Here is a 19,670-nt window from a genome sequence, read left to right on the forward strand (position 1 = left end):
ACTTAAAAGAAGAAGAAGAAGTGATGCTCCAGCATTTTGCGCAGGCGCTCTCCTGCCTTATACAGCTGGTTCTTGACGGTTTGTGGTTTCAGGGAAAGTTGACGGGCTATTTCTGCAACAGGAAGTTGCGATTGGTGACTAAGCAGGTATACTTCTTTCATGCGCAGTGGCATGCGTTCTACCTCCAGTTGCCAGTCACGTTCCAGTTCGCGGAGAGCGGTTTTATTGCCATCCGTTACCTGCAATGCCTGCTGGGCGTTCAGCTGATGCCACAGTTGTTCTTTGTGTACGTGTTGGGTTTGGGAGGCGCGGTACCAGTCGATGACCTTATGTCTTACCACGGCGGTAAGCCATGCGGCGAAGGAGCCGGAAATAGTAAGGCTTTCCCGCTTCTCCCAGAGATAGGAGAAAATGCTCTGTACAATGTCGAGGGTTTCCTGTTCATCGCCTGTTTTGCGATGGGCGATGTCGAAGGCCATTTTCCAGTAGCGATGAAACAATTGCTCATAGGCCAGGTGATCTCCACCTTTTAATCTTTCTATCAGCTCATTTTCAGGCAATTGCTTCATGTTGGTAATGACATGCGAAAATAGCTGTTGTGTGTTAAGCCAGTGTTAAATATCAGGCAGGCATTTCTTACATAAAAAATTGCTCTGAAATTATTTTACCGTCTTTCACCTGGTACACACAAAGTTCGCTGACGGTTTCCCGTTCCCTGCCCGACATTTTGATATCCATCGTCAGCACAAAGGCAAACACATTGCCGGTCACCAGCGGGGTGGAGATCGTGGTGCCGTAACGGGCTTCCAGCATGGCGTTGAATTTTTTGTCTTTTTCCATTAATGCCGGCAGTCCTTTGGTTTCCCTGTCGAAACCAGGTGTCTCGTGAGGCTCTATGCTCACTGCATCATCGGCATACAATTCCTTTTGGGCAATACTGAATTTTTCTTCCCGGCAAAGATCTGCCAGGCGGTTAGCGATTTGTGCTACGGTCATAACAGGTGGGTTTTATTGGTTTCAATAAAAATACACCTTTACGGTTGTTTTCCCCTCTGATGACCTTGTTCTGATGTTTAATATTTATAGTTGACCAATGTTCCGGCCACTTCTCTGGATTCGAAGTAAATCAGGGTAAACGTTCTGCTCAAAAACTTCCAGGTATCGTTTTCTTTAACGAGCACATCATGGTAATAACCCGTTGCCTGCATGCCTTCTTTTGTTTCCTTGTTTCTTCCGAATTCGGTGATCAGCGATTTCGCATGGGCGGTGTTGGCAGACTCCATGGTAATAACGGTGCCGGATGTACTTTGTATGAGTATTTCCATTCTTTCCACGCTTGCGGGCAGTTCCGTTTTAATCATGGATAGTCCTTCCCATTTCAGGTTCACCGGCGCTAATGCCTGCCAGGTAGCGTTCTCAGAAAAAATCTGTTCCAGCTGGTCCCACTCCCGAAGATTGATGACGTGGGTGTATTGGCTGATCAGTTGCTGAATGGCGATGTAATCAGGAGTATATGGTGCTACAGTGTTCATATGTTCGGGTCCGTTTTTTCTTAAAGCGCAAAAGTAGCGGTTATGTGTCAAAACCGGTATTAAATATCCTCCTCACAGGGGCACCGTAAAAAGTATACAATTTCCCCGGATTCGTCTTATAAGGTATCCTGTTTTCCACCCGACCTTTACATCATCAATTTAAAAAATCCGAAAAATGAATAAGACAGTTTTAATTACCGGCGCCAGCGCTGGCTTGGGAAAAGGTGCGGCCGAGCTATTTCAGTCCAAAGGCTGGAATGTAATAGCTACCATGCGCAAGCCGGAAGCAGAAACAATGCTGACAAAGCTGGACAATGTGCTGGTCACCCGCCTCGATGTACTGGACACCGTTTCCATTGATCGCGCGGTACAGGAAGGGATACGGAAATTTGGCCGTATTGATGTGCTGGTCAACAATGCGGGGTATGGCGCTTATGGCCCGTTGGAATCGTTTACCAGAGAGCGGATCGTTCGCCAGTTTGATACCAATGTGATAGGGCTGCTGGATGTGACCAAAGCGGTGCTGCCGCATTTCCGGGCCCATAAAAGCGGTATCATCATTAACATTTCTTCCATAGGTGGTAAGATCACTTTCCCTTTAGGGGCGTTGTATCACGGAACTAAATTCGCGGTAGAAGGTATTTCTGAATCACTGAGCTACGAAGTGGAACAGTTTGGCGGGAAAGTGAAAATCGTTGAGCCGGGCGCAATAGCCACTGACTTTGTCAGCAGGTCGTTTGATTTCAGCAATGATGAATCACTCACAGAATATCAGGAACTGGTGGGCAAATTAATGGAAGCCACCACGGCCATGTATGAGGGCGCACCGAGTGGTCGCCAGATCGCGGAGGTGATTTATGAAGCGGCTACAGACGGTACCAGCCGGCTGCGTTATACCGCCGGCGAAGATGCCCAAGTCATCCTTGCCAACCGCAAACAACTGGACGACGAAACTTTCATCGGTGGTATGAAAGCTCAGTTAGGGATTTGATGATAGACGGTGGAAGCGTGCCAATGGTGATCGCTTCCGCCGTTTTACGTAATTTTAGGGAGATTAATGCATACCAGTATGCCTGAGTTTATCCATTTACAGACGATTTCAGATATTTTTAAACTGTTCCGGCTGGATGATGTTGTTCATCATCCGCTGGTGGCTGTCATCGATTTCAGCAAGCTGGCCGAGCCTGTCAGCGATGGCACAAAAATTTCCTCAGATCACTATTCCATACTGTTCAAGGGTTTTAAAACCAGTGTCAAATATGGCCGCAAGGTAGTGGACTTTCAGGCTGGCAGCCTGATTTGTATGGCGCCCCATCAGGTCATCGAAATGGACGATGATGGCGAGAGTGCTGAAGGTATGGCTGGATGGGGCCTGTTTTTCCATCCTGATCTGATCAGGGGTACTGCTCTGAATGAGAAGATGAAGGAGTACAGCTTCTTCTCCTACGAAATATCAGAGGCGTTGCACCTGTCAGAAAAAGAAAAACAGATTCTGTTTGACTGTATGATAAAGATCCAGACAGAGTTACAGGAAAATATTGATGTGCACAGCCAGGCTATCATCGTTTCCACGATTGAGTTGCTGTTAAACTATTGTTCCCGTTTCTACGGCAGACAGTTTATCACCAGAAAAAGTACCAATAACCATGTGATCGCGCAGGTAGAAAAAATCCTGAACGCGCATTTCGCCCAAAATCCTGGTACGGAAAAAAGACTCATCACGGTAAAGGATTTGGCTGAGCAGGTGCATTTATCACCCGGCTATCTCAGTGATCTGCTGAAAAGGGAGACTGGCAAAAACACGCAGGACCTCATCCACTTTCATCTGATCGAGGAAGCGAAGAACATTTTGTTGAGCACTAACAAGTCTGTCAGCGAAATTGCCTATTCGCTGGGGTTCGACTATCCGCAATATTTTAATAAACTGTTTAAGCAGAAAACAGGGAAAACGCCGCTGGAATTCAGAAGTATGAATTAGGCCGGTAATGGCAGGGCGCTGCTTTCCCTTTGCGCGTGGGGAACTGGCTCCACGGCGTTTACACCATTTTTTCGTTTAGTCATATCGATGGGATAGTTTTTCCTGATGCGTTTATAGGAATAGAAACCATTCATGAACGTGGATAACAACAACGCGCCCCATCGGAGGGTGAACAGGCCGCGCAGTATCCGTTTGCCGGCATACCAGGGAGAGAAAGATTTTTTCCATAACGTTCTGTGTGCCCGCAGCAGTTGGTCGGCATCGATTTTTTTCGGCGCAAAAGCCACGTTATAGCCATTGTAATAATTCCAGTTTCTGTCTTCCAGTATTCTGTTTTCCTTTTGTAATGTATGGTAGATGGGGGTGCCTCTGAACGGCGTCATGATACTGAGGAAGGGAACATCTATGCCTATCTCCATCAGCTGGTCGGCCATATTGATGATGCTTTGTTCGTCGTCGTGATCGAAGCCTGCAATAAATCCTGCCATCACGGCTATCCCGCGTTGCCGGATGGCTTTTACCGCGGCGCTGTAGTTCGCAATTTTGTTCTGCCGTTTGTTGGCGTCGGCGAGGGAGTCTACTCCGAAAGATTCGATGCCGAGAAACACGCCGATGCAGCCGGACGCCTTCATGAGGTCCAGCAGCTCCGGATCTTTGGCGATGTCCATACTGGCCTGGGTGAGCCACCATTTTTTTAAGGGGATCATTTCCTGCAGCAGTTCCCGGATATAGGGACGTTTGATGGTGAGGTTGTCGTCCCAGAACCAGACTACTTTGCGCTGCCACCAATAGGGGAAGTTATCGTAGCCGGCATCGCGTAACACGTCTTTAACGGGCCTGAGCCGGAAGCCCGGATTCAGCGAGGGAACGGTACAGAAGGAGCAGGAGAAAGGGCATCCTCTGGTCGCCTGGATCACCTTGCGGATAAAGAATTTGTTGGGCAGCAGGTCATATCTGGGCGTAGGCAGGTCCTGCATATCGCAGGGGCTCCCGGCGTATAGGCGTTTCAGTTGGCCACCGGCCGCATCGCTGATCAGCTGCGGCCATACGTTCTCCGCTTCACCGGTGACGATGGCATCGAAGTACTCCAGTGCTTCTGTTTGACAATACGTTACATGCGGACCGCCGGCTACCACGGTCTTGCCTTTTTTCCTGAACGCTACGGCCAGTGCATAGGCCGCCATGGCAAAGCCGCTGAAGAAGGAGATGGCGATCAGATCAGCATCGGTGTCGATATGGATGTTATCTACCTGTTGGTGATATACCCTGACGGTATGCTCCGCCGGGGTGATGGCCGCAAGGTGTATCCCCGTGATAGGTGGTACAAAATCATATTCGTGTCCGAATTCGTATCGCTGCACATACGCAATAATCAAATCTATTTTCATAGCATATTGTTTTAGAGTGGCGATACAAAAATACAAATATACTTTGAAATACAAAGTACTTTTTATTATGAAGATTTTGCCCTGTTATCAGCGCCCCGGGCTTTAGGGGGAGGGGAGAATATCCGTCTGTAGCACGGGCGGGCGACTTCCGTAGATCTACTGAGTTATGAAATTACCTGTTTCTACGTTGACTATTTTCCGGTGGGCGGCCTACTTTTGTGTTGTAATTAACCGGTTAACCTCAAATAATTGTTATTCATCACCCAAATAAATTAACCCCCTTTTTATGGATAGGCTTCTACCGGGACAATCGCTCCCTGTTGGCGGAACAATTACTGCCCCAAACGGAAAAACGACTTTAATACTGCAAGGCGACGGCAACCTGGTACTGTACCGTACCGGTAACGTGCCACGCTGGGCATCCAACACCGATGGCCGGCAGGTGAATATCCTGGAAATGCAGCAGGACGGCAATCTCGTGATGTACGGCCCCGGCCACAGTTATGTATGGGATACAGGCACAGACGGCCACTACGGCGCCTGGCTGATCGTACAGAACGACGGCAACCTGGTGATATACGACGCTGCCGGCAGGGCGTTATGGTCTTCCGACACCTGGATCAGGCAACACAGCGTACCAGGTTTCACGCCCAGCGTCAACGCGTTCCACTTCAGCAACAGCCGGTTTCCGGACTGCCCGTTGTTTAACCTGATACCGCCCATTCCTTTCGGTAACATCAAGATCCCTGTTGGCAACGCTTCCAACGGCGTCTGCGGCGGTATGGTGTTCGTTGTGCGCGATCTCTTCGAAAGCAAAATGCTGCCGCCGGCTACCACCACCTCACCCTGTGGCGGCACGATGTATAACTATCTGGTGGACCGCTTTATGGCCAGCTTTAACCTGCCCGGCGGCCTCACCACGTACATGACCCTGATGAACCCTGCGCTGCCGGACCACGAAACCGACATGAGCAAAATAGGACTGGCGCCGCGGGGCAGGGCCTGGCGTATGATCAAAGACGAATGGCCCAAGATGCAACGTAAACTGGACAGCAATCAGCTGGTACCCCTCGCACTGGTGCAAACAAAATCCATCAATCCGGTTGACCTGGGAGAAAACCATGCGGTGCTGGTATATGGCTACGAGCTGGACGGGACCGATCTGTCGCTGAAAGTATATGATCCCAACTTCCCGGACGTAAACAATGCTACGATCAGTTTTTCTATCGCCAATCCCGATAACACTACGCAGGTGTTCCGTTCACACGGCTCCAAACGGATCTGGTGCTTCTTTCAGCCGTTCTATACTTTCAGCCGGCCTACATTTATACATGCGGCCACGCCCGTAGGCAGCTAACGCCATCGGCAGTACGATAAATAAAAATCCCGGAGCATTGTATGCCCCGGGATTTTTTATAAAAAGATGATTGATCACTCTACTACCAGCTGCTGCGTTTGTCGCTCACCGTTATTGTTGAACACCGTAAGGATATAATTGCCGCGGGGCAGTGTAATGGTTTGTGTAGTAGTGCCGGCACCCACCTGCCAGGCATTTTCCTGTACCTTTCTGCCGGAAAGGTCTACAATACTGTATCTCACCAGCTGCTGTTGTTTGCTGCTGATCTCCACCTGTAATTTGTTGTTGGGAGATGGATTAGGATACACCTTACAGGAGAAGCCGGATGGAGCCGGTTTGTTGTCCGTAACAGCGCTGGCAGCCATCAGTGCGCTGGTGACTACCCGGAAGGTATCGGTGACGCAGATCGTTGGCATAGCGTTATCGCTAACGGTATAGACCGTGGTGCTGTTGGGGGTTACGGTCCGGGTGCGACTGGCAGAGCCGTCATCCCATTTGTAATTACCTGGCCAGGAGGCGCTGAGGGTAAGCGGTTGACCGGCCGTAGCATTTACCACCGTGGTTTTATTGACATCTTTCATCACGGTGAAACGGTCCTTGATGGTTTTATCCGCCGCAATGAATTTCGCGTCCAGCCTGTTGCCTTCTATTTCCAGTACCAGGGAGCCGCCGGTGGTGGCGTTGGCATAGTAGGAGCTGGCGTGCGGGAAAGAGGAAGAGGTACCACCTACCTGTCCGGCGGAACCGGCCACCACGTATACGGTGCCATGGTTCGTTTTCGCAGAAGAGGAGAGGTAAGGGCAGGAGCCGGCGGTACTGTCGTACTTCGCACTGCTCTTGCTCACCGCATGCTGTGTCAGTGAGAACGTATTTTCCAGTCCATAGTGACCACGGATAAAGTAAGAACGCTCATAATCGTGGCTGTGACCATTGAGGATGAGGTCTACACCGTTGCGTTCCAGTATGCGGATGAGGTTCTGTCTTACTTTCACCAGTTCACTTTCTGTATCGGAATTATGGCTGCCCATGGTATACGGCGGGTGGTGCCAGTAGGCGATGGTCCATTTACGGTTATTGGCAGCAAGATCGTTTTTAAGCCACTGTATCTGCGTGGAGGAGGTATCATAAAAACGTTTGTTGCTCTCTTCTCCGTAGGAATCGAGACAGATGAAGTGGATATCGCCGTAATCAAAGGAGTAGTATTCTTCTTTGTTGGAAGCTACGCCGCCGCATTCCCCATTCTTTGGCAGGGTGAAGTTGGCGAGGTAGGGGATATTATGATCGTCCTGCCGGGAAGGATCGTTGTCGTAATCGTGGTTGCCCAATGTGGGAAACAGCAGGATATTTTTGAGCAGATTGTCTTTGTAGATATTAAAGAAATTGGTTTGATACTCGTTGTCGAATCCGCCGTCATAGGCGTTGTCACCGAGTAGCAGCCATACGTCGGTATGTTCGGTGCCAACGTAGTTCAGGTAAGCGTCGCGCACTTTGGTCTGATTGCTGGAGTTGTTGCCACAGTCGCCATAGGCCGCAATCCTGATTTTGCGGGTAGTATTGGTGGGCGGCGCGGTATTGAAATAGTTTTTGTTGGTGGCTTCCAGTACGGCGGTGGTGGTGCCGATGCTGTAATAATAACGGGTGTCTGGTTGCAGGTTGGAAAGCCTCACTTCATGTTCGGTAGCCGAGGTGGTGTTGACCACACTGTCGGTGAGGCTACCATATACAGTGCCGTACTTCACTTTGGTGTTGCTGGCTTCAGCGGTGCGCCAGCGGATGGTGACGGCGGTCTGGTTACCCATTTGCAGGTAAGGGCCTCTTACCACGGAAGCAGAAGAGCTGCCGGTATTGCCTTTCAGTTGCAGGTCGAAGGAAATATCGCTGCTGGTGACCACCTGTTGGTGTATCTCCACTGCGATGGTGTTGCTACCTTCCACAAAAGCGGAAACGGGGATGGTGGCTGTTTGTACAGAGGCGCCGTCGTCGCTGGCATCGGCGGAAGCCAGGGTATTGTAGGAGATCGTGCCGGAGGGCATGTTATCTCTCTTTACTTCGGTACCGTTTACATATACCACGATACCGTCGTCTCTTCTGAATTCCAGCGTGAAGCTGGTGTAGCTGCTAAGGCCGGAGAGGGTGAACTGTTTCCGGAAATAAGTGGTAGGGTACTTGCTGTTGGCGTTGCTGCCATAGCTCACCACGGTGGCTTCGTCGCCGTCGCCATAGCCCAGTTCAGCAGGGCCGCTCTTCCAGGAGCCGTCGTTGAAGGTGGCCGATCGCCACGACGTACCCTGGTTGGAACCGTTGTCAAGGTATTTCCAGGTAGAACCAAAAGGGACCAGTGTGGTCTGTGCCTGTAGCGCCAGGCCCAGGAAGGCGCTGCAACACGTAAGGATGCACGATTTCGCAATAGTGGACAAGCATGGGATCATGGGATGAGATTTTAGCGTGTTTGGATGTTGATAGATCGATTTAGATTAAAGGTGAATTGAATGAATCGTCTGATACAGAAAAGGTTGAGGAATGAAGCACTGGGTTTCCGGGGGCAGCCTCATTTTGGGATGTTTTGATCTATAGATTTTTTGATGTCGGGGGATCTTCGCTGCATTTTCAAATGCGCACATTCGTAAATCAAAAAATCCCAAAATCGTCGATGGTTCCGATGTTGAAATTAATTATAATTTTCATATTTTACAATAGTTAATCTAAAAATTCCCGTACGATGGCTATGAAATCAACAAAAGACAGGTCGTTATATTATTCTCTCCGTATAGCCGTAGTCGTGTTGGTATTGTCTGGTGGTGTGGACAGCGTGATGGCCGTTTATAATGAACATACGGCTGAAGCGCCTGACTGGAAATTGCTGAAAGTCGATAAAGGCGGACACGCTTTCCTTTTCGACCCCCAGGAGGGACTGAAGATGGTGAAGACTGTGATTGAGCAGCTCATTCGATAATATTTACCGGAACCCATGAGAATTATCCTTACGGCGCTATTGTTTGCCGCACTAACGTTTACGCAGCCACGCCGGGAGCCGCCACCCGCCACGGTGCTGGAAGGCTATTTCAGCCGGCAGATGGGCGTGGTGGCCGACAGCCTGGAACAATTGCAGCAGGCCATCCGTCGTCATGCGCCGGTGGCGGTGCAGCAACGGCTGTTCCGCGCCGCCCGACTGTCCTACAAGCGCGCGGAGTTTCTTACGGAATATTATTACCCCCACCTGATCCGGAACATCAACGGGCCGGCATTGCCATTTGCCGATGGGGAGAACTCCCGCGATATACTGCCTCCACAGGGCTTTCAGGTGATAGAAGAGAAACTATGGACGCCCGCTGCCGCCGCCAAAGAATTGCAGGCAGCCGTTACGGCGCTCCGGACACAGTTCGCCACCCTGCAATCGCAAACAGACCCTTATGGTTTTATAGATGCCTATGTGCTGGACGCCATGCGCTTTGAGATATACCGCGTCATCGCATTGGGTATCTCCGGGTACGATTCACCGATAGCGCTGCTGTCGATGCCGGAAGCTGCTGCGGCCCTGGAAGGGGTGGAGCATGCCGCCATGCTGTATGCCGGCAGTTTGACCGATATTGCCTTCAAATACACGCTGACAGAACGTTTCAGCGCCGCGCGGCGGTACCTGTTGCAACACCGCAGCTTCAATGAATTTGACCGGCTCCATTTCATCACACAATACGCCAACCCCCTAAGCGCGTCGTTGCTGGCGTTGCAGCAACGGCTTTCCCTGCAGCTGCCGCCCGAACGAAGGATACTATCGCCGGAAGCGCCGCACCTCTTTGCCATGCGGTACTATAACGTGAACGGCTATTCGCCGAATTATGAGTCGGACCCTACGACCGGAAGGATACAGCTGGGGCAGCGACTGTTCTACGATCCCTTGCTGTCAGGCAATCTGCAACGTTCCTGCGCCTCCTGCCACCAGGCATCGAAAGCCTTTACGGATGGCCTGGCGCGTAATACGGACCTGGACGGCAAAGCGCTCATCGCCCGTAATACGCCCACCTTGTTGAATGCCGCGTTCCAGTCCAAACAGTTCTACGATTCCCGCGCTATCTTCCTGGAAAACCAGGTGTCGGATGTGGTGCACAATAAACGGGAGATGAACGGTTCCCTGCAACAGACCGCCCATGCGCTGAAGAAAGACAGCACCTATGTGCGTCTTTTTGCCAAAGCCTTTGCAGCAGGGCATAACAGCATTACGGAAGAAAACATCGCCAATGCGCTGGCCTCTTTCCTGCGGTCGCTCACCAGCCTGCAATCCCGCTTCGATCTGTATATGAATGGCGATGCCACGGCGCTGAACACCACCGAAAAGAAAGGCTTCAATATCTTCATGGGAAAAGCGAAATGCGGTACCTGTCATTTTGCGCCGCTGTTCAGCGGCGTGGCGCCGCCGTACTTCGCGGAGCCGGAATCAGAAGTGCTGGGCGTGCCGGCAAATAACCGTCCGCATGCCGCGCTGGACCAGGACCCCGGTAAATACGTGTTGTATAAGATCAGTATTCACCGCTATGCCTTTAAAACACCGACGGTGCGTAACAGCGCCCTCACCGCTCCGTATATGCATAACGGTGTGTTCCCTACGCTGGAGTCGGTGATCGACTTCTACGACAAGGGCGGCGGCGCCGGACTGGGCATAGCGCCTCCCAATCAAACGTTGCCCGCTGAGAAGCTGCAGCTGACGCCCGCCGAGAAGAAAGCGCTGGTGGCTTTTATGCAGGCATTGACGGACACCAGCAGCTGGAAAGCAGCTGTGCACTACTGACGCCGTGTTTTATTTGCAACGCTTTCTGTATCTTACAACCTTATTCACGGCTTAAAATACTTATGAACTGCACATTTTTCAAAGGCCTGCTACCGGGCCTGTTATGCTCCATTGTTTTGCTGGCTGCCTGTCATGAAGGCAATAAAAAGGCTGGCACCAAAGAAAAAGCGAAAGCGGATTCACTCGCTCAGAAGCCTGTCACAGAGCAGGCCTTGTCCACAAAAACATATGTCGATGGCATCATCAGCAGAAGAAAAGCGATCGCGCAGCAGCTACCGGGCATCAGCGCCGAAGCGGCAGTGAAGCTGTACAATTCACTGGCACTATACGTAGATACCGCCCTGGCAGGCATTTCCAACAATGAAACGGTGTGGCTGGAGAACTATGTCAACTACTACGTTGAAGAAAAAAAGAAAATCGTGCCGCCGGATAGCGTACAGCGGACTGTTGACCTGCTGGCCACTGCCGGTATTGAACCATGGGGTATCGGGGAAGGTTATACGGAATTACGGACGATACCGACTTTCTATACCCAGTTGTTTAAAAACGCGCTGCCGGCAGATTACCGCAGCTATCTGCAACTGAATGCGGACGAAGATACCGTATTGTACAGCGCCGATGCAGGGCTGGGCGTATCCTTTCATGAGGTAGGCCAACGGACGCTGAACTGGGAACAGTTCCTCGTTGCCTATCCCAACAGCACCCTGGCTTTTAATGCCAGGGAAAGCTTTGAGCGGTATTGTGAAGACTATCTTTTCGGCCAGGATAACACACCTGCTTTTGAGAACTGGCAGGAGATTGGCTCGCTGAACCAGGAGAATAAAGATGAGTATCTCTCTTTTATACAAAAACATGCTACTACCAGGACCGCCGCCATCGTTAAACTTTTCCTGGAGAAGCTGACAACGGAAAAGTCGATGGATAACCTGAAACAGGATATCCGGAAGGAAATTAAACAGGCCTTTGCAGAACATGTGGAGCTGCTTTCCGCGCAGGCTGATTTTGGCCAGGCACAGATAGCACAGCTGACCAAATCCGTTTATGATACCGTACCGGAAGAGTTGGGACCGGACAAAGTGTCCCGTGCGCTCGATTCCGTGCAATATTTCCGACACGATGGCAACACGTATTGCCTGGCCGCCTTCCGCAATGAAATAAAAGACGGCGGTGCGCCACCATCCGGCTGGGTGGACATCTGGATATTTAAAAACACCAATGGCAGCTGGCAACAGGCGGCCCACATGCTAAATGCCGGCGGTGGCGGCATGTACGGCAGTTCCGGTTATTTTAGTGAGCTCGTGAAGCTGGGCAGCCACAGCATAGGCATCGTGATTTCAGGCGGTATCACCCATATGGGGTCCAATGTTTTCTGGGACGATGTGCTGTCGTTCTCCAACGACAAGCTTTCCTCCGCTTTTACGCTTGTCAGGGACAATGCCTATGAAGGGGTGGGAACAAGACATTGCAGTTATACCAGATGGCAGATGGAGCCGGTCGCACAGGAAGAGAACTATCGCCTGGTGATCGTTACCGGCAGTTGTATCAGTAGTAACCTGCCGCTGGAGAAGACCGTGATACCATTTAAAAACGGTCAATATACCATCCCGGAAAAATTCCAGGACAGGGGGATTTAGCCTCCTCCTGACGGAAATACTACCCGTAGTTGTCACACTACAACAGGTAGTAGCGGCACAACAACTAACAGGGGCGGCCTTTTGGTGGTGGTGACCATGAAGCGGGTTATCTTTGTGATGAAAAGCGTATACATGGAAGCTAAGCAGATCGGCAGCAAAATTGCCAAAGCACGAAAGGAGACCAATATGTCTCAGGCGCAACTGGCCCAACAGTTGTTTATCAGCCCGCAGGCCGTCGGAAAATGGGAGCGGGGAGAATCCGTTCCGGATATTATTACCATCAACCGGCTCGCCGCCATCCTGAGCGTTGACCTGAATTACTTCTCAGCCGATTTTGAGTCCGTCAAAGAAGATACGGCGCCTGTCATACCAGCTAACGGTACTGTACATACGGAGCCAGCCGTGCAGGTGGAAGCCTCTGCCACTGGTGCGGAAGAGCGGCAGCTGGTGACCGACTTCTCCGGGACTGATTTGTCCGGGACCGACTTCGCCGGGGTCATCGCGCCTAAACGAAAATTTAATGCCTGCAGCTTACGCGGCTGCGACTTTACCGGCGCAGATCTCACGGGCAGCTCGTTTTCGACCAGTGATGCCAGCGGCGCCAATTTCAGTGAAGCGAATCTGACAGATGGCAGGCTGTCCATCGTTAATCTGACGGATGCGCGTTTCAGCAAATCCATATTGGTACGCACCACCTTCAGCAAGTCAGAACTGACGCGGGCCATATTCACGGATATCAGGCTGACAGACGTGAAACTGGACATCGCCGACCTTAAGACCACCCTCTTTCAACGCTGCATATTCAGTGGCGTGGATTTCAGACGTTCCGATTTGCGGGGACAATGTTTTGACGGACAAACTTTTATCGGCGTCAAGTTTGACCGGGCGGTGCTGAACGATGCGATGTTTAAGGGTGCCACCCTCAAAAATGTGTCTTTCCGTCCGGCCTTCGCGCTGACGAACAAATACTACCGCGCGATCGCGACTATTAATTTTGAAGGGGCCACCATGGATAAGCTCACCTACGCTGCCCTGAAAGGAATGGGTGCGCGGCTGGAGCAAGTGACGCTTATTTGAGCTCCCGACGGAGAAAATCCAGCACGAGCGGACTGATTTCTTCAAAATGACTTTCCAGTGCCTTGTGTCCGGCATCCAGTATATGCACCTCGGCATGAGGCAGATCTCTCGTGTAACAGGATGCTTCCGCTACACTGAAATAAGCATCGTATTTTCCCCATATCACCAGTGCAGGGAGTTGTGTCCGACGAAAAAATTCCTGGAACAATGGAAAAAATTTTCTGTTGTCGCGGTAGTCTTCAAACAGCGCAAATTGTGCCTCCACATGCCCCGGACGGTCCATCAGGGCCCAGTCCAGCGCCCAGTTGTCAGGGCTGAAAAGGGGAAGCTGCGCTTCAGGAACACCGGCCACATATTGTTGACGGGTGCCTTCTGCGTTTAGCCATTCCGGTAGTTGGGCCTTGTTGGCGGCCGTGGGACTGTCCCAATAAGCCTTAGCGGTGTCCCACTCTTTACCCAGCCCTTCCTCATAGGAATTGCCATCCTGAAAAATAAGTGCGCTGATTTTCTCCGGATGCTGTAACGCCACGCGCATGCCGATGGTAGAGCCGTAATCATGCAGGTACAGCGCGAAGTTTCTTAGCTGCATTTGTTCTACAAAAGACGATAGGATGTGGGCAAAATTTTCAAACGTATAGGCGAAGCCGTCAGTGGTAGGATAAGTGCTGTAGCCGAACCCCGGAAAGTCGGGCGCAATGGCGTAGTAGCCTGCCTGTGCCAGTGCGGGAAGTAGCCGTCTGAACATATGCGACGAGCTGGGGAAGCCGTGCATCAGCAATATCGCCGGATGAACAGGATCTCCGGCTTCCCGGTAGAAAATATCTAACCCGTTAATGGGTATGGTGCGGTGAAATACCTTTTGTGGCTGCATGGAATTCATGTGATTTCCTTCATCATATTTTATGCCTTTTTTTTGATGGTTTGGTTTTTTTGATTAATTTCATTTAGCAAATGCAGACGAGTGTGATGGTCTTGTAATGCTTGACAACGCTATGATTGCACCGATAGGAGACCCCTTTTGTACTTAGTAAAAAACCATTGATAATTTGGAGTCCTGACTATTTCGTTAATCCTGTTATTTCACCCGACCTGATTTCCTTATATAAATTTTTCCTGTATACAGGAGATGACTCCTTTTTGTTTTTATTCATTATTCACCTCAAAAATTTTATTTTATGGGTATTATCGTATTCTATGAAGGCAACAACGGAACTGAAAACATTGTGCAGACCGTTGAAGACACTCCGGGACAGGATTTTAAACCTGTTAAGAATGACGAGATCCGTTCCATGAAGCTCTATGGGGTTCGTCAGGGTTGTGAAATAACGGTGTATGATTCACCGGACGCCGCGACCAATGATGATTTCACGATCGTCAATGTAAAAAAGATCTCGCCGGAATACACCGTTGGTACGTTTGAAAAAAGCTATGACGATGATACGGTAACGGTGTCTTTTATCAATAATAACGGCCTGGACGGCAAGATTTCCCGTATTAAAATAAAATAAAAGCAGATAAATTTCCGCCAGGCCAGACCGGTTGTGTCTGGCCTGGCGGCCTTTTGACACATGTGTTCGGGATAGGGTGACAGAATATTTCTAATCTGATTTTAATTTGCTGGTGTATTTTATATCTTTGTCGGGCCTGAAAAATTCAGGCGTCCGTATTGTCCTGTTGTTCGATGAACCTTATCTTTTGTCTTCACCTATGCTTGCTGCATCTCATGCCGGCCACTCCCTCTGCCCCGGCGGACACTACAGCGCGCTATTTTGTCAAACATTTTACTGATGAAGATGGACTGCCGCAAAACAGCATCAAAGGCATTGTGGCAGACAAGAATGGCTTCCTGTGGCTGGCCACGGAGAATGGCCTCACACGGTTCGATGGGAGCTACTTCTTCAATTTCAGCAGCGATAACCTGCCCGAACTGAAAAGCAGCCGGATGGCGCGGATTTATCCTAACGATACCGTCATCGCGGTAGAAAATGATATCGGGGAAATACTGACTGTCTCGCAGAGCACGGTAAAGCATATAGGAAAAGAACTACCGGGATATCAATACCAGCAATATAAAGACACGAAAGACGATTATTATCCTATCCGGGGATGGCCGGATGACTATGGCGCCCATTTCGCAAAAATGCGCCCGCTGGTGTTGCCGCAGACCTCAGACAGTTATTTCTCGGTGTATCGTGATACCATCTCCCATGTGAAACAAGGAAAAGTGGACTACCGGATCGTTCAGCCGCAGCTGGACCTGCAACGTTTATTCGTTAGCGGTAACCAACTTTTTTATCTGAACAAAGACGGGCATTTCCTGGGGTGGGAGCGGGACCGGCCTGTAAAATTGCCGCTTGCAGGGGAACTATTGGCCGACCCTGCCTTTAGCAAATGCAAGATGGAACTGTTCTGGAATCCGGCGGCGCGACAGGTTTTCGTATATACAGACCGTGCCTGCTATCTGCTACAGCCGGAACCGGAGGGGCGTATCCGTGGTACAATGGTGCTGCGTGACTTCGATCTGCATCAGGCCTATATCACTACTGTCTACTATGATCAGCAGAACAAACGCGTTTTTCTGGGGAGCTCCACCAAAGGGCTCTACGTTTGCACCAGACAACAATTTACGGTCCATAAATCCAATGCCTCCGGCGAAGAAGTGTTTTATGCGCAGGCGCCTTTCCCCGGCAATGCCGTGGTGACGGCCTCCGGCCTTAGCATCAGTCACAACGGACAATTCAACTGGTTGCCATTGTCGTTCAATCATGAAAACACCATCGAAAAATATACGCTGGCCCGCGATAAACAAGGCAGATATTGGGGAAGGGACGGGTATTCGCTGATCTGCATATCCCCCGACTTCGGCCGGGTGCTATACAAATTTCATATGCCGTATCTCATTGGCCCTGTCTACACAGATCCGGAAGGAACAGTATGGACGGCCGGCAAATTTCCGGGGTTATACTATTTGAAAAATGGGGAACCTGGCAAGGGACTGCAATACCTTCCCGCAGCCGTGAACGATGTGACCTATATCAAAGAAGGTAAGCTCCCGGGAGTTATCTGGGTGGGCGCCAACAAAGGATTGTACCGGGTCCATCTGCCATCAGGCCGTACAGATACTATCAGCGGACTGGAAGACGGACGTATTCGTAGCATCTACATTCCCAAACCAGGGGAAGCCTGGATCACCACTTACAACAAGGGCATTTATCTTTACCGGAACGACAAGCTGATGGCGCTGCCGTTGGACCGTAAGCGTTATATGGCCACCACCCATTGTGTGACGGAAGACGCCGATGGTTATTGCTGGCTCACCACCAACAAAGGACTGTTCTGCGTCAGCCATCAGGACGTGCTGGACTATGCCGACGGGAGGCAGCGCGACCTGTTCTATTATTATTTTGGAAAAGACCAGGGCTTTAATACCAACGAATTTAATGGTGGCTGTGAACCTTGTGCCTTTAAATACGAAAACGGCGATATTTCCCTGCCCTCGCTCGACGGGCTGGTCCAGTTTACTCCCGCTGCTATCCGGATGGAGATGCCGGACAAAGGAATATTTGTGGACTGGATGGAGCATAACCTGAAACCCACAGCGCCAGGGGAACACCTCGCGTTACCGAATAATTTTAAAACTTTCCGGTTACATATCAGTACTCCTTATTTCGGCGACCCGGGGAATCTCTATTTTTACTATTGCCTCGAGAAAGACGGCAGACAGGAAGATTTAATTTGGCTCCCCATTAGTAGCGACAGGACCATTACGTTGTCCTCGTTACCCTCAGGAGATTATCGCATCCGTGTCCGGAAGCTGAAAGGTTTTGGGAAAGACCAGTATATCGAAAAGGTGATCGCTATCCGTGTGCAGGAAGCCTTCTACGAAACAGGATGGTTTCGGTTACTGGCGTTGGGGGTGTTGATCTGTCTGATCATCGTACTATACAAGATGCGCATCAGGCGTATTCAGGAACAAAACAAATTGTTGGAGTTAAAAGTGTTTAATCGCACAGAGAAGTTGCAGGAAACGATGAGCATCCTGCAGGAGTCGGAAGAACTGCTGCGTAAACAAAGCCTGATGCATAAGCACCTGCTGACGGCCATTACCCATGATATTAAAACGCCGCTGCGCTTCCTGCTGCGCGTTAATAATAATGAACCGTCGTCCGACAGATTGCAGGAGGAGGAAATAAAAACGGTCACCTATGAAAGCCTTTACCGCATGCATTATCTGGTGGACAACCTGATACATTATATGCGGACGACTTATCAGACAGGTGATTTCTCCGAAGAAGTGATAGACCTGCCCTGGCTGGTGGAAGAAAAAATGTCGATTTTTAAACCGGTGTCCGATTCAAAAGGCGTGCAGCTCATCAACCATGTTCCATCCGGCACCAAGGTGGTGGCTAATAAACTGCTGCTGGCGGTGGTGCTGCACAACCTGCTGGACAATGCCGTGAAATATACTGTTCGCGGGAGTGTAGCCGTATCCGTTGAAAAGGGACCGAAGACGCTGACGATACATGTGTCTGATACGGGTAGCGGAATGCCACAGGCCGTAAGGGACTGGATCAATCACCCGGAAAATGACGGCACCGGGCACGCCGGCAGCACAGGCATAGGCCTGATACTCATCAAGGAATTGCTGACCATGATCAATGGCCAGCTTCAGGCCCGTTCCGGCGATAACGGCGGCACTATACTTTCACTACTGCTTCGCCGGAATGACTAGCCACCTGGTACATCTGCGCTTTCTCCACTAAGGCGATCACATTTTTGACCCCTGTTTTTTCAAAAATGCGTGCTTTGTAGGTGCTGACGGTAGTGAGCTGCAGATGGAGTATTTCCGCGATTTTTATCAGCGGAAGTCCTTTGGTCAACAGGTTCATCACTTCTACCTCACGGCCGGAAAGCACGGAGAAAGGATTCGGGCGATGGTCCTGCTGCCGGGTGTATTTACTGATCAGTTGTTCCCGGACAGCCCTGCTGATATATCTTTCACCCGCAAGAACCGTATTGATGGCCGTTTTGAAGTCATCATCCGGGGAGTTCTTCTCAATATAACCATCGGCGCCTGTCTGCAAATAACCCAGCGCATACATGATTTCTTCATAGGCAGAACAAATCAGTATCCGGATCTGCGGCTGCCGTAGCTTCACCGCCTGTATCATCTGCAGGTTGTTGCCACCGGGCATATTAATGTCCAATATCAGCAGGTCAAAATGCTGGGCTTCCATAAAGGAGATGGTTTCGTCGAATGTTTTGGCTTCTGTAACATGCATGTTACCAGGCAGGGAGCAGATAATTTGTTTAATGCCAAGTCTTACGATCGAATGGTCATCTGCTATCAATACGTGTATCATTCCGTTTAAGGTTAGGGCGGGAGGGTAGCATAGATCTTTTATCGCCACTAATGTAATATATTTTTCTTCGGAAGTATATTATTATTTGTAAATTTTTTTTATGATATAATCATGACACAGTGATCATTTAAATCATTTACTGCCTCTGTTTCCCAACTACTTACCAGAAAATATGTAGTATAACTACTACGTCTATATTGAAGCATTACTACAAGCTGTCAAGATTAGTTTCTCTACTTTCGTTAACAGAATTGTTCCGTTGAGTCATGTGAACACTTCTGGTGATTTGTAGGATAAATAAATGTGAACACAATGTGAATTGTAGGATGAATCAATGAGGCCCGTATCCTTTTTTTAACTTAATAATTTCCTATGGGGAACTTTTACGCGATTGTAACACATGCGGACTTTACCGTCTTACATTGTCTCAATAACCATTATTCTTAAAACCAATACTGTCTGTGTTTGATCTGTACCGGTTATAGAGAGTTGTTGCTGGTATTAATAATCAACCATATCACGTCCTGAGCTATAAAGATTCCCAAAAGAATCATACCT

At 49.9% G+C, this 19,670-nt stretch carries 16 protein-coding genes; 9 read left to right on the forward strand and 7 right to left on the reverse strand.

Features of this window, described 5'->3' with window-relative positions:
* Positions 1 to 2: 2 nt before the first annotated feature.
* The 3 genes from ICL55_RS03030 to ICL55_RS03040 form a co-directional block, all read right to left on the reverse strand.
* Positions 3 to 569, reverse strand: a complete 567-nt coding sequence (locus tag ICL55_RS03030) for an RNA polymerase sigma factor (protein WP_188094560.1) — start codon at positions 567 to 569, stop codon at positions 3 to 5.
* Between the two features lie 67 nt (positions 570 to 636).
* The gene (locus ICL55_RS03035) at positions 637 to 996 is read right to left on the reverse strand and encodes a nuclear transport factor 2 family protein (RefSeq protein WP_188094561.1); all 360 of its coding nucleotides are present in this window, start codon (positions 994 to 996) and stop codon (positions 637 to 639) included.
* Between the two features lie 77 nt (positions 997 to 1,073).
* Positions 1,074 to 1,532 (reverse strand): nuclear transport factor 2 family protein, encoded by a 459-nt coding sequence (locus tag ICL55_RS03040; protein WP_188094562.1) that lies wholly within the window; start codon positions 1,530 to 1,532, stop codon positions 1,074 to 1,076.
* A 175-nt stretch (positions 1,533 to 1,707) separates the two neighbouring features.
* Here ICL55_RS03040 and ICL55_RS03045 point away from each other — a divergent pair, with 175 nt between their 5' ends.
* Positions 1,708 to 2,523, forward strand: a complete 816-nt coding sequence (locus ICL55_RS03045) for an SDR family oxidoreductase (protein WP_188094563.1) — start codon at positions 1,708 to 1,710, stop codon at positions 2,521 to 2,523.
* Positions 2,524 to 2,601: 78 nt separating this feature from the next.
* On the forward strand, positions 2,602 to 3,510 hold the full coding sequence (locus ICL55_RS03050) for a helix-turn-helix domain-containing protein (RefSeq protein ID WP_188094564.1): 909 nt from the start codon (positions 2,602 to 2,604) through the stop codon (positions 3,508 to 3,510).
* Here the strand turns inward: ICL55_RS03050 and ICL55_RS03055 are convergent.
* The gene (locus ICL55_RS03055; protein ID WP_188094565.1) at positions 3,507 to 4,898 is read right to left on the reverse strand and encodes a B12-binding domain-containing radical SAM protein; all 1,392 of its coding nucleotides are present in this window, start codon (positions 4,896 to 4,898) and stop codon (positions 3,507 to 3,509) included. The two genes, ICL55_RS03050 and ICL55_RS03055, sit on opposite strands and share 4 nt — an antisense overlap.
* Before the next feature lie 286 nt (positions 4,899 to 5,184).
* On the opposite strand from ICL55_RS03055, the gene ICL55_RS03060 reads away from it, so the two are divergent.
* Entirely contained in the window at positions 5,185 to 6,255 is a 1,071-nt protein-coding gene (locus ICL55_RS03060) for a hypothetical protein (RefSeq protein WP_188094566.1), read from the forward strand.
* A 74-nt stretch (positions 6,256 to 6,329) separates the two neighbouring features.
* Here ICL55_RS03060 and ICL55_RS03065 read toward each other — a convergent pair whose 3' ends face one another.
* Positions 6,330 to 8,684 carry a metallophosphoesterase gene (locus ICL55_RS03065; RefSeq protein WP_188094567.1) on the reverse strand — a complete coding sequence of 785 codons (2,355 nt, stop codon included), beginning with the start codon at positions 8,682 to 8,684 and terminating at the stop codon, positions 6,330 to 6,332.
* A 296-nt stretch (positions 8,685 to 8,980) separates the two neighbouring features.
* On the opposite strand from ICL55_RS03065, the gene ICL55_RS03070 reads away from it, so the two are divergent.
* The 4 genes from ICL55_RS03070 (at position 8,981) to ICL55_RS03085 (ending at position 13,749) form a co-directional block, all read left to right on the forward strand.
* Positions 8,981 to 9,208 (forward strand): hypothetical protein, encoded by a 228-nt coding sequence (locus tag ICL55_RS03070; protein WP_188094568.1) that lies wholly within the window; start codon positions 8,981 to 8,983, stop codon positions 9,206 to 9,208.
* A gap of 15 nt (positions 9,209 to 9,223) precedes the next feature.
* Entirely contained in the window at positions 9,224 to 11,038 is a 1,815-nt protein-coding gene (locus ICL55_RS03075; protein ID WP_188094569.1) for a cytochrome c peroxidase, read from the forward strand.
* Positions 11,039 to 11,100: 62 nt separating this feature from the next.
* Positions 11,101 to 12,672, forward strand: coding sequence for a hypothetical protein (locus tag ICL55_RS03080; RefSeq protein ID WP_188094570.1), 1,572 nt, complete (start codon positions 11,101 to 11,103; stop codon positions 12,670 to 12,672).
* Positions 12,673 to 12,804: 132 nt separating this feature from the next.
* Positions 12,805 to 13,749, forward strand: coding sequence for a pentapeptide repeat-containing protein (locus ICL55_RS03085; RefSeq protein ID WP_188094571.1), 945 nt, complete (start codon positions 12,805 to 12,807; stop codon positions 13,747 to 13,749).
* On the opposite strand, the gene ICL55_RS03090 is transcribed toward ICL55_RS03085, so the two are convergent.
* On the reverse strand, positions 13,742 to 14,620 hold the full coding sequence (locus tag ICL55_RS03090) for an alpha/beta fold hydrolase (RefSeq protein ID WP_188094572.1): 879 nt from the start codon (positions 14,618 to 14,620) through the stop codon (positions 13,742 to 13,744). The two genes, ICL55_RS03085 and ICL55_RS03090, sit on opposite strands and share 8 nt — an antisense overlap.
* A 304-nt stretch (positions 14,621 to 14,924) precedes the next feature.
* Between ICL55_RS03090 and ICL55_RS03095 the strand changes: the two genes are divergently transcribed.
* Both ICL55_RS03095 and ICL55_RS03100 read left to right on the forward strand, forming a co-directional pair.
* A complete protein-coding gene (locus ICL55_RS03095) occupies positions 14,925 to 15,257 on the forward strand; it encodes a hypothetical protein (protein ID WP_188094573.1) in 333 nt (110 codons plus the stop codon).
* Between the two features lie 203 nt (positions 15,258 to 15,460).
* Positions 15,461 to 18,481, forward strand: a complete 3,021-nt coding sequence (locus ICL55_RS03100) for a sensor histidine kinase (RefSeq protein ID WP_223151277.1) — start codon at positions 15,461 to 15,463, stop codon at positions 18,479 to 18,481.
* On the opposite strand, the gene ICL55_RS03105 is transcribed toward ICL55_RS03100, so the two are convergent.
* Complete coding sequence (locus tag ICL55_RS03105) at positions 18,447 to 19,112, reverse strand: response regulator (RefSeq protein ID WP_188094575.1); 666 nt, start codon at positions 19,110 to 19,112, stop codon at positions 18,447 to 18,449. The two genes, ICL55_RS03100 and ICL55_RS03105, sit on opposite strands and share 35 nt — an antisense overlap.
* Between the last annotated feature and the right edge of the window lie 558 nt (positions 19,113 to 19,670).

Origin of the sequence: Chitinophaga varians, assembly GCF_014529945.1 — a bacterium.
GTDB classification, from domain to species: Bacteria; Bacteroidota; Bacteroidia; order Chitinophagales; family Chitinophagaceae; genus Chitinophaga; species Chitinophaga varians.